Annotated in this window: 20 protein-coding genes; 16 read left to right on the forward strand and 4 right to left on the reverse strand. The window is 67.5% G+C overall.

Annotation, left to right across the window (positions count from 1 at the left end; all coding sequences use genetic code 11):
* Positions 1-28: 28 nt before the first annotated feature.
* Positions 29-1,789: a ParB/RepB/Spo0J family partition protein gene (locus ASE50_RS14205; protein ID WP_056401813.1), complete on the forward strand. Its 1,761-nt coding sequence runs from the start codon at positions 29-31 to the stop codon at positions 1,787-1,789.
* Positions 1,790-1,879: 90 nt separating this feature from the next.
* Here the strand turns inward: ASE50_RS14205 and ASE50_RS14210 are convergent, their stop codons facing one another.
* Both ASE50_RS14210 and ASE50_RS14215 read right to left on the reverse strand, forming a co-directional pair.
* Complete coding sequence (locus ASE50_RS14210; protein WP_056401816.1) at positions 1,880-2,137, reverse strand: hypothetical protein; 258 nt, start codon at positions 2,135-2,137, stop codon at positions 1,880-1,882.
* Positions 2,138-2,330: 193 nt separating this feature from the next.
* Positions 2,331-2,732, reverse strand: a complete 402-nt coding sequence (locus tag ASE50_RS14215; protein ID WP_056401819.1) for a thermonuclease family protein — start codon at positions 2,730-2,732, stop codon at positions 2,331-2,333.
* 630 nt (positions 2,733-3,362) lie between these two features.
* Here ASE50_RS14215 and ASE50_RS14220 point away from each other — a divergent pair.
* The 6 genes from ASE50_RS14220 to rlxS all read left to right on the forward strand — a co-directional run bounded on the left by ASE50_RS14220 (position 3,363) and on the right by rlxS (position 8,111).
* Entirely contained in the window at positions 3,363-3,683 is a 321-nt protein-coding gene (locus ASE50_RS14220; RefSeq protein ID WP_056401822.1) for a DUF736 domain-containing protein, read from the forward strand.
* 183 nt (positions 3,684-3,866) lie between these two features.
* Complete coding sequence (locus ASE50_RS14225; protein ID WP_056401824.1) at positions 3,867-4,097, forward strand: helix-turn-helix domain-containing protein; 231 nt, start codon at positions 3,867-3,869, stop codon at positions 4,095-4,097.
* Positions 4,094-4,666 carry a S26 family signal peptidase gene (locus tag ASE50_RS14230; protein ID WP_056401826.1) on the forward strand — a complete coding sequence of 191 codons (573 nt, stop codon included), beginning with the start codon at positions 4,094-4,096 and terminating at the stop codon, positions 4,664-4,666. The genes ASE50_RS14225 and ASE50_RS14230 overlap by 4 nt, the downstream gene beginning before the upstream one ends.
* On the forward strand, positions 4,654-5,286 hold the full coding sequence (locus tag ASE50_RS14235) for a lytic transglycosylase domain-containing protein (RefSeq protein WP_056401828.1): 633 nt from the start codon (positions 4,654-4,656) through the stop codon (positions 5,284-5,286). Before ASE50_RS14230 ends, ASE50_RS14235 begins: the two co-directional genes overlap by 13 nt.
* Positions 5,287-5,510: 224 nt before the next feature.
* Positions 5,511-5,870, forward strand: coding sequence for a hypothetical protein (locus tag ASE50_RS14240; protein ID WP_200909552.1), 360 nt, complete (start codon positions 5,511-5,513; stop codon positions 5,868-5,870).
* Positions 5,871-6,131: 261 nt separating this feature from the next.
* Positions 6,132-8,111 (forward strand): relaxase/mobilization nuclease RlxS, encoded by a 1,980-nt coding sequence (gene rlxS, locus ASE50_RS14245; RefSeq protein WP_056401831.1) that lies wholly within the window; start codon positions 6,132-6,134, stop codon positions 8,109-8,111.
* Positions 8,112-8,372: 261 nt separating this feature from the next.
* Here the strand turns inward: rlxS and ASE50_RS14250 are convergent, their stop codons facing one another.
* Positions 8,373-8,600, reverse strand: coding sequence for a hypothetical protein (locus ASE50_RS14250; protein ID WP_056401834.1), 228 nt, complete (start codon positions 8,598-8,600; stop codon positions 8,373-8,375).
* 108 nt (positions 8,601-8,708) lie between these two features.
* Between ASE50_RS14250 and ASE50_RS14255 the strand changes: the two genes are divergently transcribed.
* Both ASE50_RS14255 and ASE50_RS14260 read left to right on the forward strand, forming a co-directional pair.
* Entirely contained in the window at positions 8,709-9,365 is a 657-nt protein-coding gene (locus ASE50_RS14255; RefSeq protein ID WP_082439031.1) for a toll/interleukin-1 receptor domain-containing protein, read from the forward strand.
* A gap of 53 nt (positions 9,366-9,418) precedes the next feature.
* The gene (locus tag ASE50_RS14260; RefSeq protein ID WP_056401840.1) at positions 9,419-9,649 is read left to right on the forward strand and encodes a hypothetical protein; all 231 of its coding nucleotides are present in this window, start codon (positions 9,419-9,421) and stop codon (positions 9,647-9,649) included.
* Positions 9,650-9,696: 47 nt separating this feature from the next.
* Here ASE50_RS14260 and ASE50_RS14265 read toward each other — a convergent pair whose 3' ends face one another.
* The gene (locus ASE50_RS14265) at positions 9,697-13,485 is read right to left on the reverse strand and encodes a hypothetical protein (protein WP_056401843.1); all 3,789 of its coding nucleotides are present in this window, start codon (positions 13,483-13,485) and stop codon (positions 9,697-9,699) included.
* Positions 13,486-13,593: 108 nt separating this feature from the next.
* Here ASE50_RS14265 and ASE50_RS14270 point away from each other — a divergent pair, with 108 nt between their 5' ends.
* From ASE50_RS14270 to trbE, 7 genes are all read left to right on the forward strand, one after another.
* Positions 13,594-14,325 carry a TIGR02391 family protein gene (locus tag ASE50_RS14270; protein WP_162236196.1) on the forward strand — a complete coding sequence of 244 codons (732 nt, stop codon included), beginning with the start codon at positions 13,594-13,596 and terminating at the stop codon, positions 14,323-14,325.
* Positions 14,326-14,714: 389 nt separating this feature from the next.
* Positions 14,715-16,754 carry a conjugal transfer protein TraG gene (locus tag ASE50_RS14275; protein WP_056401849.1) on the forward strand — a complete coding sequence of 680 codons (2,040 nt, stop codon included), beginning with the start codon at positions 14,715-14,717 and terminating at the stop codon, positions 16,752-16,754.
* A gap of 2 nt (positions 16,755-16,756) precedes the next feature.
* Positions 16,757-17,167: a ribbon-helix-helix domain-containing protein gene (locus ASE50_RS14280; RefSeq protein ID WP_056401852.1), complete on the forward strand. Its 411-nt coding sequence runs from the start codon at positions 16,757-16,759 to the stop codon at positions 17,165-17,167.
* Positions 17,164-18,225, forward strand: coding sequence for a P-type conjugative transfer ATPase TrbB (trbB, locus tag ASE50_RS14285; protein ID WP_056401854.1), 1,062 nt, complete (start codon positions 17,164-17,166; stop codon positions 18,223-18,225). The genes ASE50_RS14280 and trbB overlap by 4 nt, the downstream gene beginning before the upstream one ends.
* A gap of 53 nt (positions 18,226-18,278) precedes the next feature.
* Complete coding sequence (locus ASE50_RS14290; protein ID WP_156347484.1) at positions 18,279-18,581, forward strand: TrbC/VirB2 family protein; 303 nt, start codon at positions 18,279-18,281, stop codon at positions 18,579-18,581.
* Positions 18,578-18,868 (forward strand): VirB3 family type IV secretion system protein, encoded by a 291-nt coding sequence (locus ASE50_RS14295; RefSeq protein WP_056401860.1) that lies wholly within the window; start codon positions 18,578-18,580, stop codon positions 18,866-18,868. Before ASE50_RS14290 ends, ASE50_RS14295 begins: the two co-directional genes overlap by 4 nt.
* Entirely contained in the window at positions 18,862-21,306 is a 2,445-nt protein-coding gene (gene trbE, locus ASE50_RS14300; RefSeq protein ID WP_056401863.1) for a conjugal transfer protein TrbE, read from the forward strand. Before ASE50_RS14295 ends, trbE begins: the two co-directional genes overlap by 7 nt.
* The last annotated feature ends 2 nt before the right edge of the window (positions 21,307-21,308 follow it).

Raw genomic sequence — 21,308 nt, forward strand, 5'->3', positions numbered from 1 at the left:
ATCCGCCGCATTCTGTGGAGTAACTGCTATGACTCTGATCTATCTCCCCCTCGACCGGTTGAGCATCAGCAAGACCAACATGCGCTACGCCAAGAGAGCGCCCGATGTGACGGATATCCTGCCGACGGTGCGGCGGCGCGGCGTGATCCAGACCCTGCTGGTGCGGCCCTGCGCCGCGCCCGAGGGTACCGACGGCGATCATTATGAGATCGTCGCGGGCGCGCGGCGCTTCCATGCCGCAGCCCTCGTCGCCGCCGAAACCGGCGAGGCCGAGCCGCTGCCGTGCCGTATCTTGGCCGAGGGCGACGATGCCGCCGCCATCGAGGCGTCGATCATCGAGAATGTCGCGCGCCGCGATCCGGACGAGGTCCAGCAATGGGAAAGCTTCGTGCGGCTGGTCAAGGAAGGCCGCAGCGTCGCCGATATCGCGACGACCTTCGACCTGCCCGAACTCGGGGTCAGACGCATCCTCGCGCTCGGCAATCTTAGTCCGCGTATCCGCGACCTCTACCGCCAAGAGGCCATCGACCGCGCCACTGTCCGCCACCTGACCATGGCGAGCAAGAGCCAGCAAAAGGCTTGGCTCGCGCTCCACGACAGCAGGGAGGCGTACTGTCCAACCGGTCACCAGTTGAAATCATGGCTGTTCGGCGGGGCCTTGATTTCGGTCGGCCATGCGCTGTTCGATCTCGACAGCTACAGCGGCGCGGTTGTCGCCGACCTGTTCGGCGAGGGCGGCTATTTTGCCGATGCCGAAAGCTTCTGGGCGGCGCAGCGCGCCGCCATCGAAGCGCGCCGCGAGGCCTATCTCGCCGAGGGCTGGAGCGATGTCGTGCTGCTGGAGCCGGGCACCTATTTTCACAGCTGGGAATATGAGCGCGCGGGCAAGCGCAAGGGCGGGCGCGTCTATGTCGAGCAGCGCGCCAGCGGCGAGGTCAGCTTCTACGAAGGCTATGTCACCGCCAAGGAAGCCCGCGCACTCGCGCGCGGCGAAACCCCCGAAACCACCACCAAAGCCCCGCGTCCGGAGATCAGTTCGACCCTGCAAACCTATGTCGATCTCCACCGCCATGCGGCGGTGCGCGCCGATCTGCTCGCCCGTCCCGGTCTCGCGCTCAGGCTGCTGGTCGCCCACGCCATCGGCGGCTCGCATCTGTGGCGGGTGTCGCCCGACCCGCGCACGATCCGGGCCGAGGCCATTGCCGAGAGCATCGAGAGCAGCAGCGCCGAAGCGGCGTTCGACACCGCGCGACGCGCGGTGCTGGCGGTGCTCGGGGCCGATGCCGACAGCCCGCAGGTCACCGGCGGCAATGGCGATGACTGGTCGGTCGCCACATTGTTCGCGCGGCTGATCGAACTGCCCGATCCCATCGTGCTGGAGATTGTCGCGGTGGTGATGGGGGAGACGCTGGCGAGCGGCAGCGCGGTGGTCGAGGCATTGGGCGTCGAACTCGGCACCGATATGGCGCGCCACTGGCAGGCCGATGACGCGCTGTTCGAAAGCCTGCGCGATCGCGAGGTGCTGCTGGCGATGGTCGCCGAGGTCGCGGGCGACACCGTCGCTGCCGCCAACAAGGCCGAGAAGGGCAAGACGCTCAAAGCGATCATCCGCGCGCATCTCGACGGCGCTGATGGACGGCCCAAGGTCGAGAACTGGGTGCCGCGCTGGATGGCGTTCCCGCCCTCCGCTTACACGACGCGCGGCGGGGTCGGCACGGTGCAGGCCTATGCGAAGATCGCCAGACCGGACCCCGATCCGGTGCCCGAACCGCTGCCGCTGGCAGCGTAAGGAGAGGGGCGGCGCGATGCGCCGCCCTTCATCCGGACCTGCAAAAATCGGCGCGCCCGCCGCCCGGCCCAGGCCGGTGCGGCGGGCGCTTCAGGCTTGCGCCAGCCGTGCGCGCCTGACCCCGACCAGCGCCTCGATCTTGGCCAGCAGCACCGCGCTCTGTTGCGCATCGGCAGGTACAAATACCACCACCATCGCAAGGCTGCGCGGCCTGCGGGTGACGGCGATCGTCACGGGAATGATCGAGCGCTGCGCGAGCAGCCCGAGGATGCGCAGCGTGATCTGCGGACAGAGATCGGCAGTGACGGAGAGCCGCACGCGCCGGGCGTGCGTCACGAGGTCGAACATAAGAAACCTTCAGGATATCGGGAAACGGCGAGCCGCGCGCTGCGGCTCGATCACGCGCGCCGGATCAGCCGATCCGGCGGGTGCTAATTCGTGGCGCGCCGCGCCCGAATCCGTGTCCTGATATTCCTGACATGGGCTGTGTCTAATCCGGTCTCGCTTGACCCGCTAGATGCGCGGGCGCGGGGTTTCCGCATCAGGCGCGGCACCAGTCGGGCTTGGGTCGGCCGCGCGGCCACGGCTTCGCCGCGCCCGCGGCAATCAGGCTTTGCGCCAGATCGCGGCCGCCAACCGCCACCGTCGCGACGGTGCGGTTGTAGCTGCGGCCGACCCGGGTGATGGTCACGCTCCGCGCTTCGATCAGCCCCGCCAGCACCGCGTTCGCCGCCTTGCCGCGCGTCACTTCCAGCCGGCATTTGGCCTGGCGCGGGTCGGTCTCGGGGGCATCGATCCCGGCAATACGGATTCGCTCGCCGCTCGCCAGCCGGAACGTATCGCCATCGGTGACGTAGCGGATCGTGCCGGTCACCGATCGCTGCGCGGATGCCGGCGTGGCGACGATGAGCAGGGTGGTGAGGGCAAGGGCTGTGGCGCGCATCGCAGGACTCTAGCCGATAGTGTGGGCAGAACAAGCCGGGAACGATGCCATCGTCGGACAAAGCCGGCCACCCTCCGTCGGGGATGATGGCCGGCCCTGCTATGACTTCTCCTGAAGCCTCCCGCTGCCCCGCGCGCAAGGGACGGCGCGAGGTGGCGGACCGGACGGCCTGCGTGCGAGCAGCGTCCACTTTCGTAGATGCCCCAGACGCCCTGTTCCGCAGGCCGGCCGCACAAATTTCGCTGCCGACGGTCACCTATTCGGCGGGCTGCTGGTCTGTGCGGTCCGATGTCCGATCGCGCGGAAGAGGGTTCTGGTCCCGATCGAAGCTGCGTTGGGGGGTCGGTGCCGAGGCGAATTGTGGTCGTCCAAGTTTTGCGACGGGCGACCCGTCGACGGCTTGAAGGCCATGACCTGGCAGCGCCGCCGTCCCCCGAAACCATCGCCTGCGGACTTATTTCCCCGCGCGTTTCACGCGCTCCTCGCGGCCGCTTCGCTCGCAAATAAGCCCTTGGCTCCGGTCCTCCGCTGCCGCTCCGGCCGTGCCGGTTCGGGTTCCGGCTATGGCGCTCGCCCACGGTCGGCCTGTCGCCGGCGAACAGGTCGCTGGCGCAGACAAGGAGACGACCCATGCCCGCAATCGGCTATGTGACCCGCAACGGCGAAGGCTTCAAAGGCCAGCTCAAGACCCTCTCGATCCGCGCCGAGATCGAGATCATCCCCAACCGCGGCAAGACCAGCGAGAATCAGCCCGACTATCGGGTGCTCGCCGAAGGCAGCGAGGTCGGCGGCGGCTGGATCCGCACCGGCGAGCGCTCGGGCAAGGATTATGTCAGCCTCGCCATGGCCGCGCCGGAGTTCGGGCCGCGCACCCTCTACGCCAATCTCGGCCGCGCCGCCGGCCAGGACGACGAGGATGCCTTCGCGATCATCTGGAACCCGGCCGACTGAGCCCGGCCGAAAGAGAACGGACGGACGGCCCCGCGCGGCGACGCGCGGGGCCGTTGCCCTGTCCGGTGCCGGGGGGCTCGATTTTGCGGGGGCTGATCTTCGAGCCTCTGCCAGCGCCCGCCCGTAGCCCAAGTCCCGGAGCCTCAGCGCGGCCCGCCGCCGCCAGCAGCACCGGAGACTTGCATGGACGATGAAATCCGCCGCGCCGAAGCCGCGCGGCACGGCACGCCCTATCTCAACACCGCGCAGGCAGCGCATTATCTCGGGATTTCCGAGCGCTCCTTGCAGCGGCTGCGTGGCAAGGGCGAAGGCCCGACTCCGCGCCGCCACATGCATATGGTCCAATATCATATCGACGATCTGGTGGTGTGGTCGCAGGCGCGCGCCGACGGCGTGCGGGAGGCGGGCAAGTGAGCCGGGCCGGGCTGCTCGCCATCGCCGATTTCGGGGCGCAGCTGCGCCGCGACCGTGCCCGCCGACGCCGAATTGCGCGCCGCGCCGCCGCGCTCGGCGTGCTGATCGTCGCGGTCGGATGCAGCGTGATCGCGCCGCCGACGCCGCATCTGGTATGGAATGCCAGCGCCAGCATGCCGCGCGGGCTCTATGCGGTGCGGCCGATCGCGCGGCCTTTGCGCGGCGCCACCGTCATCGCCTGGGCGCCCGAGCCGTGGCGGCTGCTCGCCGCCCGGCGGCACTATCTTCCCGCCAATGTCCCGCTGGTGAAGCAGGTCGCGGCGGTGCCCGGCGACCGCATCTGCGGACACGGGACCGCGGTGCTGATCAATGGTCATATCGCCGCCCAGCGTGCCCGCCGCGACGGCCAGGGCCGGCTGATGCCGTGGTGGAACGGCTGCCGGACCCTGCGCGACGGCGACTATCTGCTGCTCATTCCCGGCGTCGCAGCGTCGTTCGACGGGCGCTATTTCGGGGCTGCGCAGGCCTCGGCGATCGTCGGGGAGGCGCGGCTGCTATGGGCGCGCTGAGGCTCGCCATCGCGCTCGCAGTGGCAGCGATTCCGCTACCGGTCCTCGCCCAGCAAGCGCCGGCGCCCGTGGTCGACCGCGTGCTCCGTTGGCAGCCGTTTATCGCCGAGGCATCGGTCCGGTTCGGCATCCGGCAGACGTGGATCGTGCGGGTGATGCGCGCCGAAAGCGGCGGCAACACGCATCTGGGTGGCCGCCTGATTCGCAGCCGCGCGGGCGCGATCGGCCTGATGCAGCTGATGCCGGGCACCTGGGCGGCGATGCGCGAGGCCCATGGGCTCGGCACCGATCCCGATCAGCCGCGCGACAATATCCTGGCCGGCACCGCCTATCTGCGCGCGATGTACGACCGGTTCGGCTATCCCGGCTGCTTCGCTGCCTACAATGCCGGGCCGGGCCGCTACGCCGCCTATCTTGCCCGCCGATCGACGCTGACGGCCGAGACCGTCGGTTATCTGGCGGCGGTGACCGGGCGGCCAGCGGCACTGGCCATCGCCGCCGACAGTCCGCCGCGCCAGCTGCTGTTCGCGTTGCGCCGCGACCTCCAGTCCGCGCCACAAACACCAGCTCCAGTGCCGGCGGAAAGCGGGCTGTTCGCGGTCCGCAAGGGCAGAGAATGATCGCGGGCGGGGGAGGGGCTCGTCTCGATATGTCCGAGCATGACGGGCGGCGAAGCGGCTATCAAGGCCCGCGGGTGCCCCCCAATTTTCTGCGAAAATCGGTTCCCCCCACGTCCGCTTCGCGGCGCTTCCGCTTGCGCTCCAGCGGCCCTGACAGCCGCTCCGCCACCCGTCTCCACATGCATGTTCTCAATGGTGAGAACGCGAGGTCGAGGAGACAGATCATGGCGTATTTCCAGAGCATCGGCGCGGCGTCGGACCGGGTCATGGAGCGGCTGATTACCGGGCTGGAGATCGAGTTCGGAAGGGGCGCGGGCGAGGCTTTGGCGCAGCGGTTTCTCGAGGCGGAGGAAAGCGAATTCCTGTGGGAGGCGCGGGCCGAAGAACGCTGGCTCGGGGCTTTCGACGGGGAGGACGAAGAGGACTTCGAGCTCGATCGGGTGGCAATCTGCGGGCGGCTCGACGGGCGCTGGTTCGTCGCGGTGAGCATCGTCGATGGCGATGGGGTGCCGCACGGTCTGATGGGCCGGCGGACATTCCGCAGCGCCAAGGCAGCGCGGGAGGCGTTCGCGGATGCGCATTGACGCAGGCGAATGTGGCCAGGGAGGAGCGGCGTCGGTCGGGCGCTGCTTCTCCCTTTTTTTGAGCCTGGTGGGGTGGGGGAAGGAGGAGAAGGGAATGCAAGATAAAGGCAATGCCTCCGGTCATTGCCCAAGTGATTGTCTGCACATCCTTTTTTGTGGAGGCATCGCCTTTGGCGATGGAGGCGTTCCTCTTGGAAATGGCGGAATTCCCCGGTTTTCTGGGCCTCGGGTGGAGGCCGGAGACAGCGTCGAGGCGCGGCGATGAGCGAGGACGAGTTCGAGCCGCGGCTCGGCCGCCAGCGGTCGCGCGGCGCCGGCAAGAAGGGCCGTAAATATCTCGGGCGCGTGGTCGCCGCGGTCGCGCTGACTGGCGGCATCGGCAAGGGCCGCAATCGCCGCTTCGACGGCAGCCGCATCGGGCGCGGTGCGAGCATTGGCCGGTTGCTCTCGAGCCGGGCCGCTCTGGCCGGGCAGCGCGGGCGGCGGGTCACGATCAAAACCCGGCTCGTCCGGCTCGGCGGCAAGGGGCTGGCCGGGGCGACTGCGCATCTGCGCTACATCCAGCGCGACGGGGTGACCCGCGACGGCGAGCCCGGCGCGCTCTATTCGGCCGAGCACTACCAGGCCGATGGCAAGGCCTTTCTCGAACGCGGCAGCGGCGACCGCCACCAGTTCCGCTTCATCGTCTCGGCCGAGGACGGCGCGGAATATCCCGATCTCAAGCCGATGGTGCGCCGGCTGATGACGCAGATGGAAGCCGATCTCGGCACCCGGCTCGACTGGGTCGCGGTCGACCATTTCAACACGGGGCACCCGCACACCCACATCATGCTGCGCGGGGTCGATGATCAGGACCGCAATCTGGTGATCGCGCGCGAATATATTGCGCATGGCATGCGCGCCCGCGCCGCCGAACTGGTCACGCTCGATCTCGGGCCACGCACGGACCAGGAAATCGAAGCCCGGCTGCGCCAGGATATCGGCGCCGAACGGCTGACCGCGACCGACCGGCAGCTGCTGCGCGATGTGGACAGCACGCGCACCGTCTCGATCGCCGCGCGCGATCCGCTGCAGCAGTCGCTGCGCGCCGGGCGCTTGCAGGCGCTGGGGCAGATGGGTCTCGCCGAACATCAGGGGCAGGGGCGCTGGCAGCTCGCCGATGGGCTCGAAGCAACGCTGCGGGAGATGGGCGAACGCGGCGACATCATCCGCACCCTGCAGCGCGAACTCACTGCCCGGCGGCTCGACCGGCCGGCGGGCGATCGCCATATCTATGACCCGGCTACCGACCAGGCAGCGCCATTGGTCGGGCGCGTGGTGATGCGCGGGCTCGCCGACGAGCATCGCGACCGGCATTTCCTGATTGTCGACGGGGTCGATGGCCGCACCCATTATGTCGGGATCGGGCGCGGGGATGCGGTCGAGCCGATTGGCGAAGGCGCGATCGTGCGGATCGCGCCGGCGACGGGCGGCATCCGCGAGGTCGACCGCACCGTTGCCACCGTCGCCGCGGCAAATGACGGGCGCTATTCTGTCGATCTGCATCTGCGCCACGACCCCAATGCCAGCGAGGCATTCGCCGAAACCCATGTCCGCCGATTGGAAGCGATCCGGCGGACGACGGGCGGGGCCGAGCGTCACCCCGATGGCAGCTGGACCATCGCGCCCGATCATCTCGCCCAGGTCGAGGCCTATGAAGCGCGGCTCGCGCGCGACCGTCCGGTGACGATCGAAACGCTGTCGTCCGTGCCACTGGCGCAGCTCCCGCGCGCCGATGCCGCGACCTGGCTCGACCGGCTCGAAACCGGCATTGATCCGACCCCGGTGCGCGCGGCGGGGTTCGGGCAGGAGGTGAAGGCTGCACAGGATGTGCGCCGGCAATGGCTAGTCGAGCAGGAACTAGCCGAGCCGCAGGCGGGTGGCGCCATCCGGGTCGCCGGCAATCTGATCGCGGCCCTGCAGCGGCGTGAATTGCTGCGGGTCGCGGGCGAGGTGGCTGGGGAGTTCGGCAAGCCGTTCGTCGAGACGCGTTCGGGAGAGCGGATCGAGGGCGTTCTCAAACGCCGGCTCGATCTGGTCAGCGGGCGGTTTGCGCTGGTCGAGAAATCGCGCGAGTTCACGCTCGTGCCCTGGAAGCCGGCCCTTGACCGTCAGCTTGGGAGTCCGGTCTCGGGTCTGATGCGCGGCGATGGCGTCAACTGGAGCCTCGGGCGCGGACGGGGCGGGCCGGTGATCAGCTAGGAGCGTGTCCCGTCCGAGTTTGGGCTAGTTGCCGACAGGCCGGTTTTCGGTGGCCAGAGCGCAAAGCAGACGTTCGGTCAGAAATCTGAAGCCCCGCTTAGACCCAGATGCGAACGTTCAGCGATCCCGTCACCGATCTCAACTTCAAACACACGTTAATGTGAGTCCACCGATGAGCCTGGCGGCCGCACCTGTCGAGCTGAACGGAGCGAACGATGGATAGCCATGTTACGAAAAGCCAGTCGGTCTTGCCGGGATCTGTTAGGTGCGATCTTCGATAATGAGCACGCTGGCGCGCCGCTGCTCGGCTCCTTTGATCGCCCAGTCTTCCGCCTGGGCGACCGTCGCATGGTCGCGATCCTCCATGAACCCCGACATCGAGCCTTCAATTTTCAGATTCGCGCGAACGCGGCCGCCATGCGCCTTTAAGAGCGTCAGGCGCGCCACGGTTGCGTTTCCGGGGTGCTTCGGGACGCGCAAGATTTCCATGGACCCTGACTAGCAGAGCTGGAAGAAGTGCGCGAGCCAAGCCGGTGCCGTGGCGGCGCAGGCTGGACAAGCACGGAGATCTTTGGGCTGAAACAATGTTGACGCTAAATGACAGCAAGTGTCGCCGACATGGCTAGTGCGCGCGAGGCATCGGTCTTCGTGTCGTATTCGCATCTCGATGATGATTTCAGGAGGCGCTTCGAGACTCATATGGCGCAGCTGCACCGCGAAGGCGTGCGCACGTGGTTCGACGGCGACATAACCCCCGGCGCCGAGCTCGATCCCAATATCAGGCGGGCATTGAAGCAAGCGGACATCTTCGTCGCGCTGGCGAGCCCGAACTATCTGGCTTCACGCTATTGCTTCGAGACCGAATATGGGTTCGCGCTGCGCAAGGCGGCCCGCAAGAAGCTCTTTGTCGTCGTCGTCCTGCTGCGCCAGTGCCAGTGGCGGCACACGCGCATGGCCAGGTACAAGCTCCTGCCGAGGGATGCCAAGCCGATCGACCAATGGGCGCGCCGCGGCGACGCCTGGGAGAATGTCGTCGAGGGCATCAGGGCCGTCGTGAAGCAATTTCGTCTGGTGCCGCAGGCGCCCGACGCACCTAAGAAACGAAAAGCTCCAGCGCCGACGCGCACCACCAAGACGAAGCCGACCAGTGTGCGGCCGAGCGGCAAGGCGGCGCCCGCGGCGAAACCCAAGCCGAAGCGCAGCGTGAAGCCTACCGGGAAGCGGACGCGACCATTCAAGCCGCGTGGATCCTAGCGTGCGTCGCTCGCCCGCCCTCCTCCGCAACGCCGCACAACCGAGGATCCGCCATGCACGGTAACGACCCCGAACTGCCACCGCTCGAGGAGCCGTGCGACGCCTGCGGCGGCAGCGGCGATGCACCGCCCGGCAACGGCTATGAGATGCGCGCCAGCTTCAATTGTCCGAAGTGCAAAGGGCATAAGCTCGCCCCGACCGCCGCGGGCCGAGTGCTGCTCGATTTCGTCAAGCGTCGCTTGAACCTGTCCGAACCCGAAGCGACGCGATCGCTATTCGGCTAGTTGGTGCATCGCCCTGCCGGGCGGAACAGCGGTCACCACAGCCCAGCCTATTCGAAGCGGCTGTCCCGATCGCGATCCCGGTCATCCCAGCGGCGGATGCTGTCTTCGAGCCGCGGTCCCGCTTCGCGGGCCCAGGCGCGAACGCACGGATCGGCATCGACGAGCATCGCGGCGACCAGCGGCCGGCGGCGGACAAACCGGAGCGAAAAGGGTCCCCAGCCGGCCCCGGTAAAGAAGCGCTGCTCGAACGCGCGCAGGACCGCGGCGGGATCTGGGGCGAGGCGGACCAATGCCAATGCGAGCGCCGACCAGCGCAATTCGCCGCTGGCTTCGTCCTTGACCATGTACCGGACGAGATGGGCGACTTTGAGCGCACGCGCCTGAGCGTCCTGCGCGACCCAGTCGAGTAGGGTCGCGACGCCCTTTTCGGGCTCGAGGACCTTATCCTCATCATCGTTGGCAAGCTCGCCGAAGAAGCGTTCAAGGAGATGCTCGTTGGCCGATTTCTCGACAATTTCCTCATAGACGATCAGTGGATAGCGCTCCATGATCAGCGCCGCCACGCCGCTGAACTCGCGGTCGCTGACGTAATTGTCGCCGGCATTGTTGCGCATCGCGATGCAGATCGCGCGCGCCAGCGCGGGATCCTCGCCGGCCCTGAACACGATCTCGGCGATCTCGGTGATGCCGTGGTCCTGCTGCCGGAAATCCTGGGTGTAGATGCGCGGGTCGCAAAGAATCTCGCGCCCCACCGCGATCAGCGCTGGATCGATCGGCACGTTGTCGCTGCGATCGCCGTAGAAACGCATGTGAAGGATTTGCAGCGCGGCAACGAGGCCTTCGTCATGAGCGAACAATTCGCGCAGGAAGCGCGCGAGGACATCGCCCGATAGCGGCTTGGTGACGCTGCCCATCATCAGTTGCGAGAAGCGATCGACCGATATCACTCCCTGGGAGAGCGCGGTGCTGAACCGGGCGATCGCCACGGCGTCGAGCGGCACGGCATTGTGCAAGGTCACGAGCTGCTCGCTAAGCGCGGGATCGGTGACGAGCGAATCGAGCCTACGCTCGACCCAGTCGCGATGCCGGATGCGGGCGCCTTCGAGCACGCCGCCGAGCAAGCCGGGATGGCCCCGATCGGATGCTTTGAAGCGCGCATAGGCAGCGTCCCACAGCGAATCGAGATCGGTTGCCGACTGCGCGAGCCCGACCATGAACGGCCACACGCTGTTGGCGCCGTTCGCCGTGGCGGCACGGTCGAGATATGGCGCGAGCGGGACCTTGCGGCGCATCATGGCGCGTCCGACGGCGCGAGCGAGCGTGCTGGCGCTGCGCAGCAGCCTCCGATCGCTGCCATTGGGATGCCAGTGCCGCCATGGTTCGCCCAGGACAAAGGTGTCGAAAAAATCATCGAGCGATTTGGGTCGAAAATCGCGCTCCAGCGCGATCAACGTATCGAGCTTCGCCGCGCCAGCGGGATCTTCGGGCACGGGCCGACGCTGCATGAAATGGAGCGTGTCGTTGATCGCCCGCCAGCCATGCTCCCAATAGCCGCCGGCGCCGACGGTGCGCATGGCGTCCAGCGTCTTGTCGTCGATCAAACTGTCGTAGTGCTCGCGAAAATGCTCCGCGATCACATCTCGCGCGCGCCCGGCCTCGGGTCGACCGCTCGCGGCGATGGCGAGCAGGCGACCATAGGCGGCGTCAAACCAGGGCTGGTAGCCCGCACCGTTGTTCGGCCGCCATTCCTTGAGCCGCGCCTTGGCGCCAAATTCGAGATTGAGAGACGAGCTGAAATGATTAGCGTCGAGCATATGGTCGAGCGCCTCGACGCCAAGGGCGCGGACCGCGTCAGCGGAATCGTCGAGCATGCGGTCGAGGCTGACCAGCCTCGTATCCTGATCGGCGAGTGTGAACGACAGGATCGGCCAGAAGCGCTGGAGCAGATGGGATCGCGCCTGGAGTTCCTCTCGCGTGTCGCGGTCTGCCAGCGTGAAGGCGAGCAGCACGCTGATTGCGCGGACGAACAGGCGCGGCTCGTGTGCCAGATGGACGAGAAGCTGGCTGAGATCGCGCCGCTGTTCGTCGGGCTCGAGCAGGCGCGCGCGTGCGCTGCCCGCCAGCGCCCGTTCGATTGCGCTCAGCGCGCCTTCGGGCGAGGCCGGTGCGGCATGGATGAACGCGCGGTGCATTAGCGGGTCGAGCGCGACCGGATGCCCGAGCGGGCCATCTGCCGCGAAGAAACGCTCAGCGATGGCGACTGCGGCAGGTTCATCGTGCAGCTGTCCGATGCGCCGCGCGAACGAGGCGAACAGGCGGAGTGGACCGCTGCGAAATGTCGCGATCAGCACATCGGGGTCGCTGCGGCGGATATAGGGCGCCGCCAGCATGTTGGCGAGCGGCGGCGGCATGACCGCACGCTGCGGTCCGCGCTGCTGCACCACCCCCCAGTCGAGGAAGGTCGCGATGGTACGGAAGAAAAGTTGCGGGGTCACCTCGGCGAGACCCGCCAGCAACGGATGCTCGATCTCGTGCCCGTCGCCAGCGGTCACGTAGAATGCATGTACGAGCGATGCCGCTTCGGCGCATTCGCGCGCTTTGCCGTCCGCCTGCTGCCGGCCGCTCTGGAACAGCCGCTCGAGCAGCTCGCTGTCCTTGAGTTTGGACAGGTCGATATTCTTGTCGCCGGCCTCGGCGATCTTGAGGACGATCCGGGCGTTTCCGCCGGAAAACTCGGCGAGGTGGCGGCGCTCGGCGTCGGTGAGCCGCGGGAAGCGCTGCCCTAGGACACCCCTCAGGATATCCTCGCTGTTGCTGCCGAGCGTCACCAGCGTGCCGGCCGGCTGTTCACCTAGCACGTCATAATCGATCGTCAGCAAGCTCGCGCGACTATGTCCCCGGCGAACGATTTCGGCGAGCTGCCCATGGGCGCGCTGCGTGCAATTATCGACGACGATGACAGCATCGACGCCGGCGACGGCGATCTGCTCGGTCATCAGTGCCGCGCTCACTGCGAGGTCGAGGCCGGCGTCGCCATAGATCGCTCGTTCCTGCGGCAAGGCGCTCGATCCATCGAGGCGGTCGTCGAAGAGGGCTTCGGCGAGCCGCGTCTTCCCCATCCCCGACAGTCCGATGAGGCGCACGACTCCGCCGGAACTGGACAGGATTTCCCGCATGGTCGCGATGGCCTCCCGCATCGCCAAGTCGCGACCGTCGATGACAGCGCGGGCTGTGTCGTCAAACAAATAAAGCTGCCCCGCGCTTCCGGGTGCCGACCAGGCGCCATAGCCTCGCCAACCCGCCAACGGGCGACCGAGCTGCTCGAGAAGCCAGAGGGCGGCGCCCGCATGCTGGTTGGCCCATCGCGCGATGCTGGCGGCACCATAAAAGTCGAGTGCAATCCCGTCGGCGCCAGGAACGTCGGCCAGTGCGTTCCGCATTGCCCCCAACCGTGCATCGCGGCCTGATTTCGATGGGTCGTCACTGGAGAAGACGACATAGGCGCCTTCCGCCTCTGCGAGCTCCGTGAAGATTGAGCGTGCCACCGCCTTGGGCCGCATTTCCTTGGTCAGCTTGGCCGGCCCCATCGCCTCGGCCTTCGACTGAAAGTGGATCAGCCGCCGAGGCAGCCAGCCTGCTGGCTCCGGCGCGCCCACCCAGGAAATCGAACCGTCGACGCCTCCGTCGCCGGCGGTCTGGTTGCCACCAACGGCGATGCCCGACAGCGGAATGCTGCGCGCGCGCGCTTCGGCCTCGAGCAGGCGCGCTAGCAGTTCGCGAAGCTGCACGTCGGATATGCGGCCGATCATCTCCTTGGTGATTTCGAAGGCGGTCACGGGAGGTCAGTTCGGCCTAAAGTATCCATCCGCCGCATTGGTATGATAGCGGCTTGCGTTCGCAACAGAAATGTCGGCGCGGTCCGCCCCGCTGACTGGAGAACGCAGGTGGTTGAACGGCTCGCGCGTCGGATCCCAAACGGAGAGGATGTTTTGGAACTGGAGCCGGAGGAGCTCGGCGGCGTGATCCTGCGGGCTCTCGTCGAGGACGGTGGTCAGGTACATCTGCACAACTTCATCAACGGCTTGAGGCAGTTGAATGAGGTCTATCCCAGGCAGCTGACCGCTCCGCTTGAAGAGGCGATCGCTGAGGCATGGAGCTGGATGGAGGCCCAAGGCCTCATCGCCTCCAAAGGCGACAGCTGGCAGTTCGTCACACGGCGCGGAAAGGCGGTCGCAAGCGAGACCGCGTTTGCGGACTTCCGCAAGGCTAGTCTACTTCCGCGGGAGCTCCTCCATCCGTCATTAGCTGCGAGCGCGTGGCGCAACTTCATCCGCGGCAACTACGACACCGCCGTGTTCGAGGCTTTCAAAGCCGTCGAGGAGGCAGTGCGAGAGGCGGGCGGGTTCACCGCGCGTGACATCGGCACGGATCTGATGCGACAGGCGTTCCATCCAGACACTGGGCCGCTGACGGACATGAGCCTGGTGCCGGCCGAGCGCCAGGCGCTCTCGGCACTCTTCTCTGGCGCGATCGGCTCCTATAAGAATCCGGTCAGCCATCGGACCGTCGCGCTGGAGGACGCGACAGAAGCGGGTGAGATGTTGATCCTCGCAAGCCATCTCCTGCGGATCGTCGAGGCCCGAAAGACGCCACGTAACGGTGAGAATGTAAGCTAAGCCGAGACGAGGTAAGCGCACGTCGGGAGGTTGGGGTAGCTCGCTTCGTCCGAGAAACTGCGGTTGAGTTATGTGGCGGCAGCTGCGCCATGTGAACGGCTCCTTACGCCATATGAGTCCCGAAAACGGTCGGACCGTAATCCACCCATCACGCCAATCGGTATTTGCTCAACGAACGGCGGCTTTCAGGGTCAGCGGCCAGCCAGCGGAATGACCGACTTTGGGGCGCAAATCAGACATTGCCGCGAATGAGCCGCCTGGTCCGACGAGTTTCCAGTGGCGGTGAATGGCGCTCCCTGGCGAAGCGCGGGCGCTGCCGCCAACCGGCGGAGCATCCGACACAGGGGCTGAGGCCCGCGACCTGATTCTCGTGCGGGCGGAGAGCCCGCATGACCCCGACAAAATTGCTGATCGGCCAGATCTTCGTCGTGCTCGCGATCGTGATCGCGGGCGTGTGGTTCGCGACGCAATGGGCCGCAGCGGCGCTCGCCTATCAGGCTGAACTGGGCGCGCCATGGCTGATTGTCGGGGGCACGCCAATCTACCGGCCCTGGGCGCTGTTCGTCTGGTGGTATCATTTCGATGCCTACGCCCCGCACGTCTTCGACACGGCTGGCGAAATCGCCGCGGCAAGCGGACTGGTCGGCTGCGGCGCCGCGATCTTCGGGTCGCTGTGGCGCGCGCGCCAGCGCCGCAATGTCACCACCTATGGTTCGGCGCGCTGGGCAACGCCCAACGATCTGCGCCGTGCCGGCCTGTTCGAGGATGCCGGTGTCTTTCTCGGCGCTGCCGGCCATCGCTATCTGCGCCATGACGGACCCGAGCACATCATGGCCTTCGCGCCGACGCGCAGCGGCAAGGGCGTCGGTCTCGTCGTTCCGACCCTGCTCGGCTGGCCCGGCTCGACCGTCATTCACGACATCAAGGGCGAGAACTGGCAGCTGACTGCCGGCTGGCGCGCGACTTTCTCGCATTGCCTCCTGTTCAATCCGACCGACGCAACCTCGGCGCGGTACAACCCGCTGCTCGAGGTTCGCCGCGGCGCGCATGAAGTGCGCGACGTCCAGAACATCGCCGACATCCTGGTCGATCCCGAAGGCGCGCTCGAACGGCGCAACCATTGGGAGAAGACGTCGCACTCGCTGCTGGTCGGGGCGATCCTTCACATCCTCTATGCCGAGGAAGAGAAGACGCTCGCGCGGGTCGCCACCTTCCTGTCCGACCCGCAGCGCTCTTTCGTCGCCACGCTCAAGCGGATGATGGCGACTAACCACCTCGGCACCGCTGATGCGCCGCTGGTCCATCCGGTCGTCGCCTCCGCTGCCCGTGAATTGCTCAACAAGTCCGAAAATGAGCGCTCGGGCGTGCTCTCGACCGCGATGTCGTTCCTGGGGCTCTACCGCGATCCGACGGTCGCCGCGGTCACTTCGCGGTGCGACTGGCGCATCGCCGATTTGGTCGAGGCCGAGCGGCCGCTCTCGCTCTATCTGGTCGTCCCGCCCTCCGACATCTCGCGAACCAAGCCGCTGGTGCGACTGGTGCTCAACCAGATCGGGCGGCGGCTGACCGAGCAGCTTCATGCCGGCGGAACCGATGGCGTGGCGGCCGGCCGCCACCGCCTGCTGATGATGCTCGACGAGTTTCCGGCACTCGGCCGGCTCGATTTCTTCGAGACCAGCCTGGCCTTTCTCGCGGGTTACGGCGTGCGCGCCTTCCTGATCGCGCAGAGCCTCAACCAGATCGAGAAGGCCTATGGCGAGCACAATGCGATCCTCGACAATTGCCATGTCCGCATCGCTTTCGCGACCAATGACGAGCGCACCGCAAAACGCATTTCCGATGCACTGGGCACCGCGACCGAGCAGCGCGCAATGCGCAACTATGCCGGCCACCGGCTGGCGCCCTGGCTCAGCCACGTCATGGTCAGCCGGCAGGAGACCGCCCGCGCGCTGCTGACCCCCGGCGAGGTCATGCAGCTGCCGCCGAGCGACGAACTCGTGCTCGTATCCGGTCACTCGCCGATCCGCGCGAAGAAGCTGCGCTACTATGAAGATCGCAATTTCTCGGATCGCGTGCTGCCGCCGCCGCGGCTGGGGGCCGGCGAATATCGCGATCGCCCGGCGGCGCGCAGCGACGACTGGACCGGGCTGGTGCGCGCGCCCGATGCACGGCTGATCACCAGCGATGACGGCAGCGATGAGCAGGCCGATGGCGGGCTCGAGCAGAACCGCCATCCGGGACTGCCTCAGGACCTGCCTGCGCAACCCGAGTCGCAGCCTGTCGATCCGCTGGGCCTGGCCGAGGAAGATGGCGATCTTGCCGCCGACAGTCGAGCGATGGCGCAGGCCCGCGCCGCTACGATCGCGCGTACCACCTTTGCCATCGATGAAGGCAGCGACCGCCCCGGCGACCTGCTGCCGGGCTTCTGACCATGGCCCGCATCCGCCATCAATTCTATCTGTCGGAAAGCCTGAGCGCGCGGCTCGATGCGCTGGCGGCAGCGCCCGGCGCGTCCAAGTCGGCGATCCTCGCCGATGCGGTAACCGCCTGGCTCGACCGGCGCGGCACGCATGCGCTCGACGATCGCTTCGGCCCGCGTCTCGATCGGCTGACCCACGGCCTCGGTCGGATCGAACGCGACGGTCATATCCTGCTCGAGACCCTCGCGCTGTTCGTCCGCTACGAACTCGCGATCCATCCGCCGCTCGCCGACAATGACCAGGCCGGCCGTGCCGCCGGTTCGGCCCGGTTCAATGCGTTCGTCACCCAGGTTAGCCGGCAGATCGCCAGCGGGCGCCAGACCTTCGGTAGCGATGCTCTGCTCGCCGAGGATCCGCGATGAACGGTGACGCCCCCGTGTCGGCGATCACCGAGTCGGTTTCGCATGCGCGCCGCCGCGCGATGCTGCGGACAGCAATGGGACCGGCGATCGCGGCCGCGCTCGGCGACCCGCGCGTGATCGAGATCATGGTCAATCCCGACGGCGCGCTGCGCGTCGACATCTTGGGCGAGGGTCGTGTCGATACCGATGTCCGGATCGCGCCCGAGCAGGTCGAGCGGATCGTCCGGCTGGTCGCGAGCCATGCCCGGGCCGAAGTCCATGGCGGGGCGCCGATCGTTTCGGCCGAACTGCCGCCGCATCTCGACGGCCGGGCTGGGGAGCGCTTCGAAGGGCTGTTGCCGCCGGTATCGCTGGCGTCGTGCTTTTCGATCCGCAAGCCGGCGACGCGGCTCTATACGCTCGCCGATTACGTAAGCGACGGCATATTGGGCGAAGCGGCCGCCGATCGGCTGCGGCGTGCAGTCGCCGACCGCGCCAATATCCTCGTCGTCGGCGGCACCAGCTCGGGCAAGACCACGCTTGCCAATGCCCTGCTCGCCGAAATGGCGAGCATCGACGAGCGGGTGATCCTGATCGAGGACACGCGCGAACTGCAGAGCCCGGCCGCCGATACCGTGGCGCTGCGCACCCGCGCCGGCGTCGTCACCATGGCCGACCTGGTGCGCTCGACTCTGCGCCTGCGGCCCGACCGGATCATCGTTGGCGAGGTGCGCGGCCCCGAAGCGCTCGACATGCTCAAGGCCTGGAACACCGGCCATCCCGGCGGCATCGCCACCGTCCACGCCAATTCGGCGATGGCCGCGCTCTACCGGATCGAGCAGCTCGTCCAGGAAGCTGTCGTCACCGTGCCGCGCCGGCTGATCGCCGAGGCGATCGACATGGTCGTGTTCATATCCGGCCGCGGGCTTGCCCGCCGCGTCAGCGAGATCGCGCGCGTCGCCGGCATCGATCCCGACACCGGCGCCTACGGCCTCGTCGATCTGCTCGGCGACCCGTTCGCGCCGCCGTGTCCCACACCCCCGATTTTCCCCGGCAGCCAACAAGGAGATGCCCCATGACCCTGCGCCTGTTTCTCACGTCCGGCCTGCGCGTCCCGCGCCGTCCGTCGCCCATGCTCACCGCGCTCGGCGCCGGCGCCCTCGGTCTGGCGCTTGCCGCGACCGCCCAGGCCGCCGGCACCGGCATGCCCTGGGAGGAGCCGCTCCAGCAGGTGCTCGACTCGGTCCAGGGTCCGGTCGCCAAGATCGTCGCGGTGATCATCATCATCACGACCGGCCTGACGCTTGCCTTCGGCGAGACCTCGGGCGGGTTCCGGCGGCTGATCCAGATCGTCTTCGGCCTGTCGATCGCGTTCGCCGCATCGTCCTTCTTCCTGAGCTTCTTCAGCTTTGGCGGGGGAGCGCTGATCGCATGAGCGGGACGCCGGCCTTTCAGAGCGGGACCGAGCATATCGCCGGCTTCGAGGCGCCGATCCACGGCAGCCTCGGGTCGCCGATCCTGCTCGGCGGGGCGCCCCGCATGCTCGCGATCGTCAACGGCACGCTCGCCGCCGCGGTCGGTCTCGGGCTCCAGCAATGGTTGGCCGGCCTTCTCCTCTGGGCCGCCGGGCACAGCCTCGCGGTGATGGCGGCGCGCCGCGATGCCGATTTCGCTCCCGTCCTCCTGCGGCACCTGCGCCAGAAAGGCTATTTCGCGTGCTGAACCTCGCCGAATATCGCAGCAAAGCCGACCGGCTTGCCGACCATCTGCCCTGGGCCGCGCTGGTCGCTGACGGCATCGTCCTGAACAAGGACGGCAGCTTTCTCGCCGTGCTCGCCTTTCGCGGGCCCGATCTGGAAAGCGCGACCGAGGCCGAGCTGGTCGCGACCTGCGCGCGCGCCAACAATGTCCTCAAGCGTTTCGGCACGGGCTGGGCCTTGTTCTTCGACGCCGAGCGCCGCGAGGCGCTGGGCTATCCCGACAGCGATTTCCCCGACCCCGCATCGTGGCTGGTTGAGCAGGAGCGCCGCGCCGGATTTCTGGGAGGCGGCGCCCATTATGAAAGCCGCTATCATCTGAGCCTGGTCTGGCTGCCGCCGGCGGACAGCAGCGACAGCGCCGGCCGCTCGCTGGTCGAACGACCCGGCGGCACTGCCGGCCGAGACTGGCGCGGCGCGCTGGAGAGTTTCATTGCCGAGCGCGACCGCGCACTCGACCTGTTCGCCGCCTTCATGCCCGAGGTCCGCGCGCTCGGCTCCGCCGAACTGCTGACCTATCTCCACGGCACCGTCTCGACCCGCCGCCACGCTGTGGCTGTGCCCGAGACCCCGCTCTATCTCGACGCGCTGCTCGCCGATGAGCCGCTGACCGGCGGGCTCGAGCCGCGCCTGGGCGCTTCTTATATTCGCACGCTGACCGTCATGGGGTTCCCCAATCTCAGCCGGCCCGGAATCCTCGACGCACTCAATCACCAGGATTTCGCCTATCGCTGGGTCACGCGCTTCATCGCGCTCGACAAGACCGATGCCACCAAGGTTCTGACCAGGCTGCGGCGCCAGTGGTTCAACAAGCGCAAGTCGGTCACCGCGATGCTGCGCGAGGTGATGTACAACCAGCCTGCGCAGCTGCTCGACAGCGACGCCGACAACAAGGTGGTCGACGCCGATCTCGCCCTGCAGGCGCTCGGGGCGGACTATGTCGGCTTCGGCTATCTCACCACCACCATCACCGTGGCCGATGACGATCGCGCCCAGGTCGAGGACAAGGTCCGCACCGTCGAGCGCATCGTCAACGGGCTCGGTTTCACCACCATCCGCGAAGGCGTGAACGCGGTCGAGGCCTGGCTCTCGTCGCTGCCGGGACAGGTCTATGCCAATGTCCGGCAGCCGATCGTCCACACGCTGAACCTCGCGCATCTGATGCCGCTTTCCAGCGTTTGGGCCGGCCCCGCGACCAACCGGCACCTGAACGGCCCGCCGCTGCTGGTCGCGGAGACCGCAGGCTCGACGCCGTTCCGGCTGTCGACCCATGTCGGCGATGTCGGGCATATGCTAGTGGTCGGCCCAACCGGCGCCGGCAAATCCGTGCTGCTGGCGCTGATCGCATTGCAGTTCCGACGCTACCGAAACGCGCAGATCTATATCTTCGACAAGGGATTTTCCGCCCGCGCCGCCGTGCTGGCAATGGACGGCGCGCACCATGCGCTCGGCCTCGGCAGCGACGGGGCGGGGGAGACGGCACTGGCCTTCCAGCCATTGCGCCGGATCGATGATGCGTCGGAGCGCAGCTGGGCAGCCGAGTGGATCGCGGCCTTGCTCGCGCATGAGCGGGTGCTGGTCACCCCCGAGATCAAGGAGGCTTTGTGGTCGGCGCTCGGCAGCCTCGCTTCCGCACCGGCCGAGGAGCGCACGCTGACGGGGCTGTCGCTGCTGCTTCCGTCGAACGCGCTGCGGTCGGCGCTGGCGCCCTATACGCTCGACGGTCCCTATGGCCGTCTGCTCGACGCCGCCGAGCAGCAACTCGCGCTATCGCAGGTCCAGTGCTTCGAGACCGAAGCACTGATGGGGCAGGCGAGCGTCGTCGCGCCGGTGCTGACCTATCTGTTCCACCGGCTCGAGGAGCGGTTCGACGGACGGCCGACGCTGCTGGTGCTCGACGAAGCCTGGATCTTCCTCGACCATCCGCTGTTCGCCGCGCGCATCCGTGAATGGCTGAAGGTGCTGCGCAAGAAAAATGTCGCGGTGCTGTTCGCCACCCAGAGCCTCGCCGATGTCGCGGACTCGACGATCGCGCCGGCCATCATCGAAAGCTGCCCGCAGCGCATACTGCTGCCCAATGACCGCGCGATCGAGCCGCAAAGCCGGGCCGCTTATGCCCGGTTCGGGCTCAACGAGCGGCAGATCGAACTGATCAGCCGTGCGACGGCCAAGCGCCATTATTACCTGCAGTCGGCGCGCGGCAACCGGCTATTCGAGCTCGGCCTCGGCCCAGTCGCGCTGGCGCTGTGCGGCGCTTCCGATCCCGCCAGCCAGGCCATGATCGACGCGCTGCTCGCCGAACATGGCGCCGTCGAATTTGCCGCGCGCTTCCTCGAACGGGCCGGCCTCGACTGGGCCGCCGACCTGCTCGCCGACTTTCCCGCCTCAACCCCCAAGGAGTGACT

The organism is Sphingomonas sp. Leaf5, from assembly GCF_001421155.1.
Lineage (GTDB): Bacteria > Pseudomonadota > Alphaproteobacteria > Sphingomonadales > Sphingomonadaceae > Sphingomonas.

Coding starts and splice junctions, on each gene's coding strand:
- rlxS (WP_056401831.1), top strand. CDS start 6,132: ATGAGCGAGGACGAGTTCGAGCCGCGGCTCGGCCGCCAGCGGTCGCGC.
- ASE50_RS14215 (WP_056401819.1), bottom strand. CDS start 2,732: ATGCGCGCCACAGCCCTTGCCCTCACCACCCTGCTCATCGTCGCCACG.
- ASE50_RS14210 (WP_056401816.1), bottom strand. CDS start 2,137: ATGTTCGACCTCGTGACGCACGCCCGGCGCGTGCGGCTCTCCGTCACT.
- ASE50_RS14280 (WP_056401852.1), top strand. CDS start 16,757: ATGGCCCGCATCCGCCATCAATTCTATCTGTCGGAAAGCCTGAGCGCG.
- ASE50_RS14255 (WP_082439031.1), top strand. CDS start 8,709: ATGACAGCAAGTGTCGCCGACATGGCTAGTGCGCGCGAGGCATCGGTC.
- ASE50_RS14290 (WP_156347484.1), top strand. CDS start 18,279: ATGCTCACCGCGCTCGGCGCCGGCGCCCTCGGTCTGGCGCTTGCCGCG.
- trbB (WP_056401854.1), top strand. CDS start 17,164: ATGAACGGTGACGCCCCCGTGTCGGCGATCACCGAGTCGGTTTCGCAT.
- ASE50_RS14225 (WP_056401824.1), top strand. CDS start 3,867: ATGGACGATGAAATCCGCCGCGCCGAAGCCGCGCGGCACGGCACGCCC.
- ASE50_RS14220 (WP_056401822.1), top strand. CDS start 3,363: ATGCCCGCAATCGGCTATGTGACCCGCAACGGCGAAGGCTTCAAAGGC.
- ASE50_RS14240 (WP_200909552.1), top strand. CDS start 5,511: ATGGCGTATTTCCAGAGCATCGGCGCGGCGTCGGACCGGGTCATGGAG.
- ASE50_RS14235 (WP_056401828.1), top strand. CDS start 4,654: ATGGGCGCGCTGAGGCTCGCCATCGCGCTCGCAGTGGCAGCGATTCCG.
- ASE50_RS14295 (WP_056401860.1), top strand. CDS start 18,578: ATGAGCGGGACGCCGGCCTTTCAGAGCGGGACCGAGCATATCGCCGGC.
- ASE50_RS14275 (WP_056401849.1), top strand. CDS start 14,715: ATGACCCCGACAAAATTGCTGATCGGCCAGATCTTCGTCGTGCTCGCG.
- ASE50_RS14250 (WP_056401834.1), bottom strand. CDS start 8,600: ATGGAAATCTTGCGCGTCCCGAAGCACCCCGGAAACGCAACCGTGGCG.
- ASE50_RS14205 (WP_056401813.1), top strand. CDS start 29: ATGACTCTGATCTATCTCCCCCTCGACCGGTTGAGCATCAGCAAGACC.
- ASE50_RS14260 (WP_056401840.1), top strand. CDS start 9,419: ATGCACGGTAACGACCCCGAACTGCCACCGCTCGAGGAGCCGTGCGAC.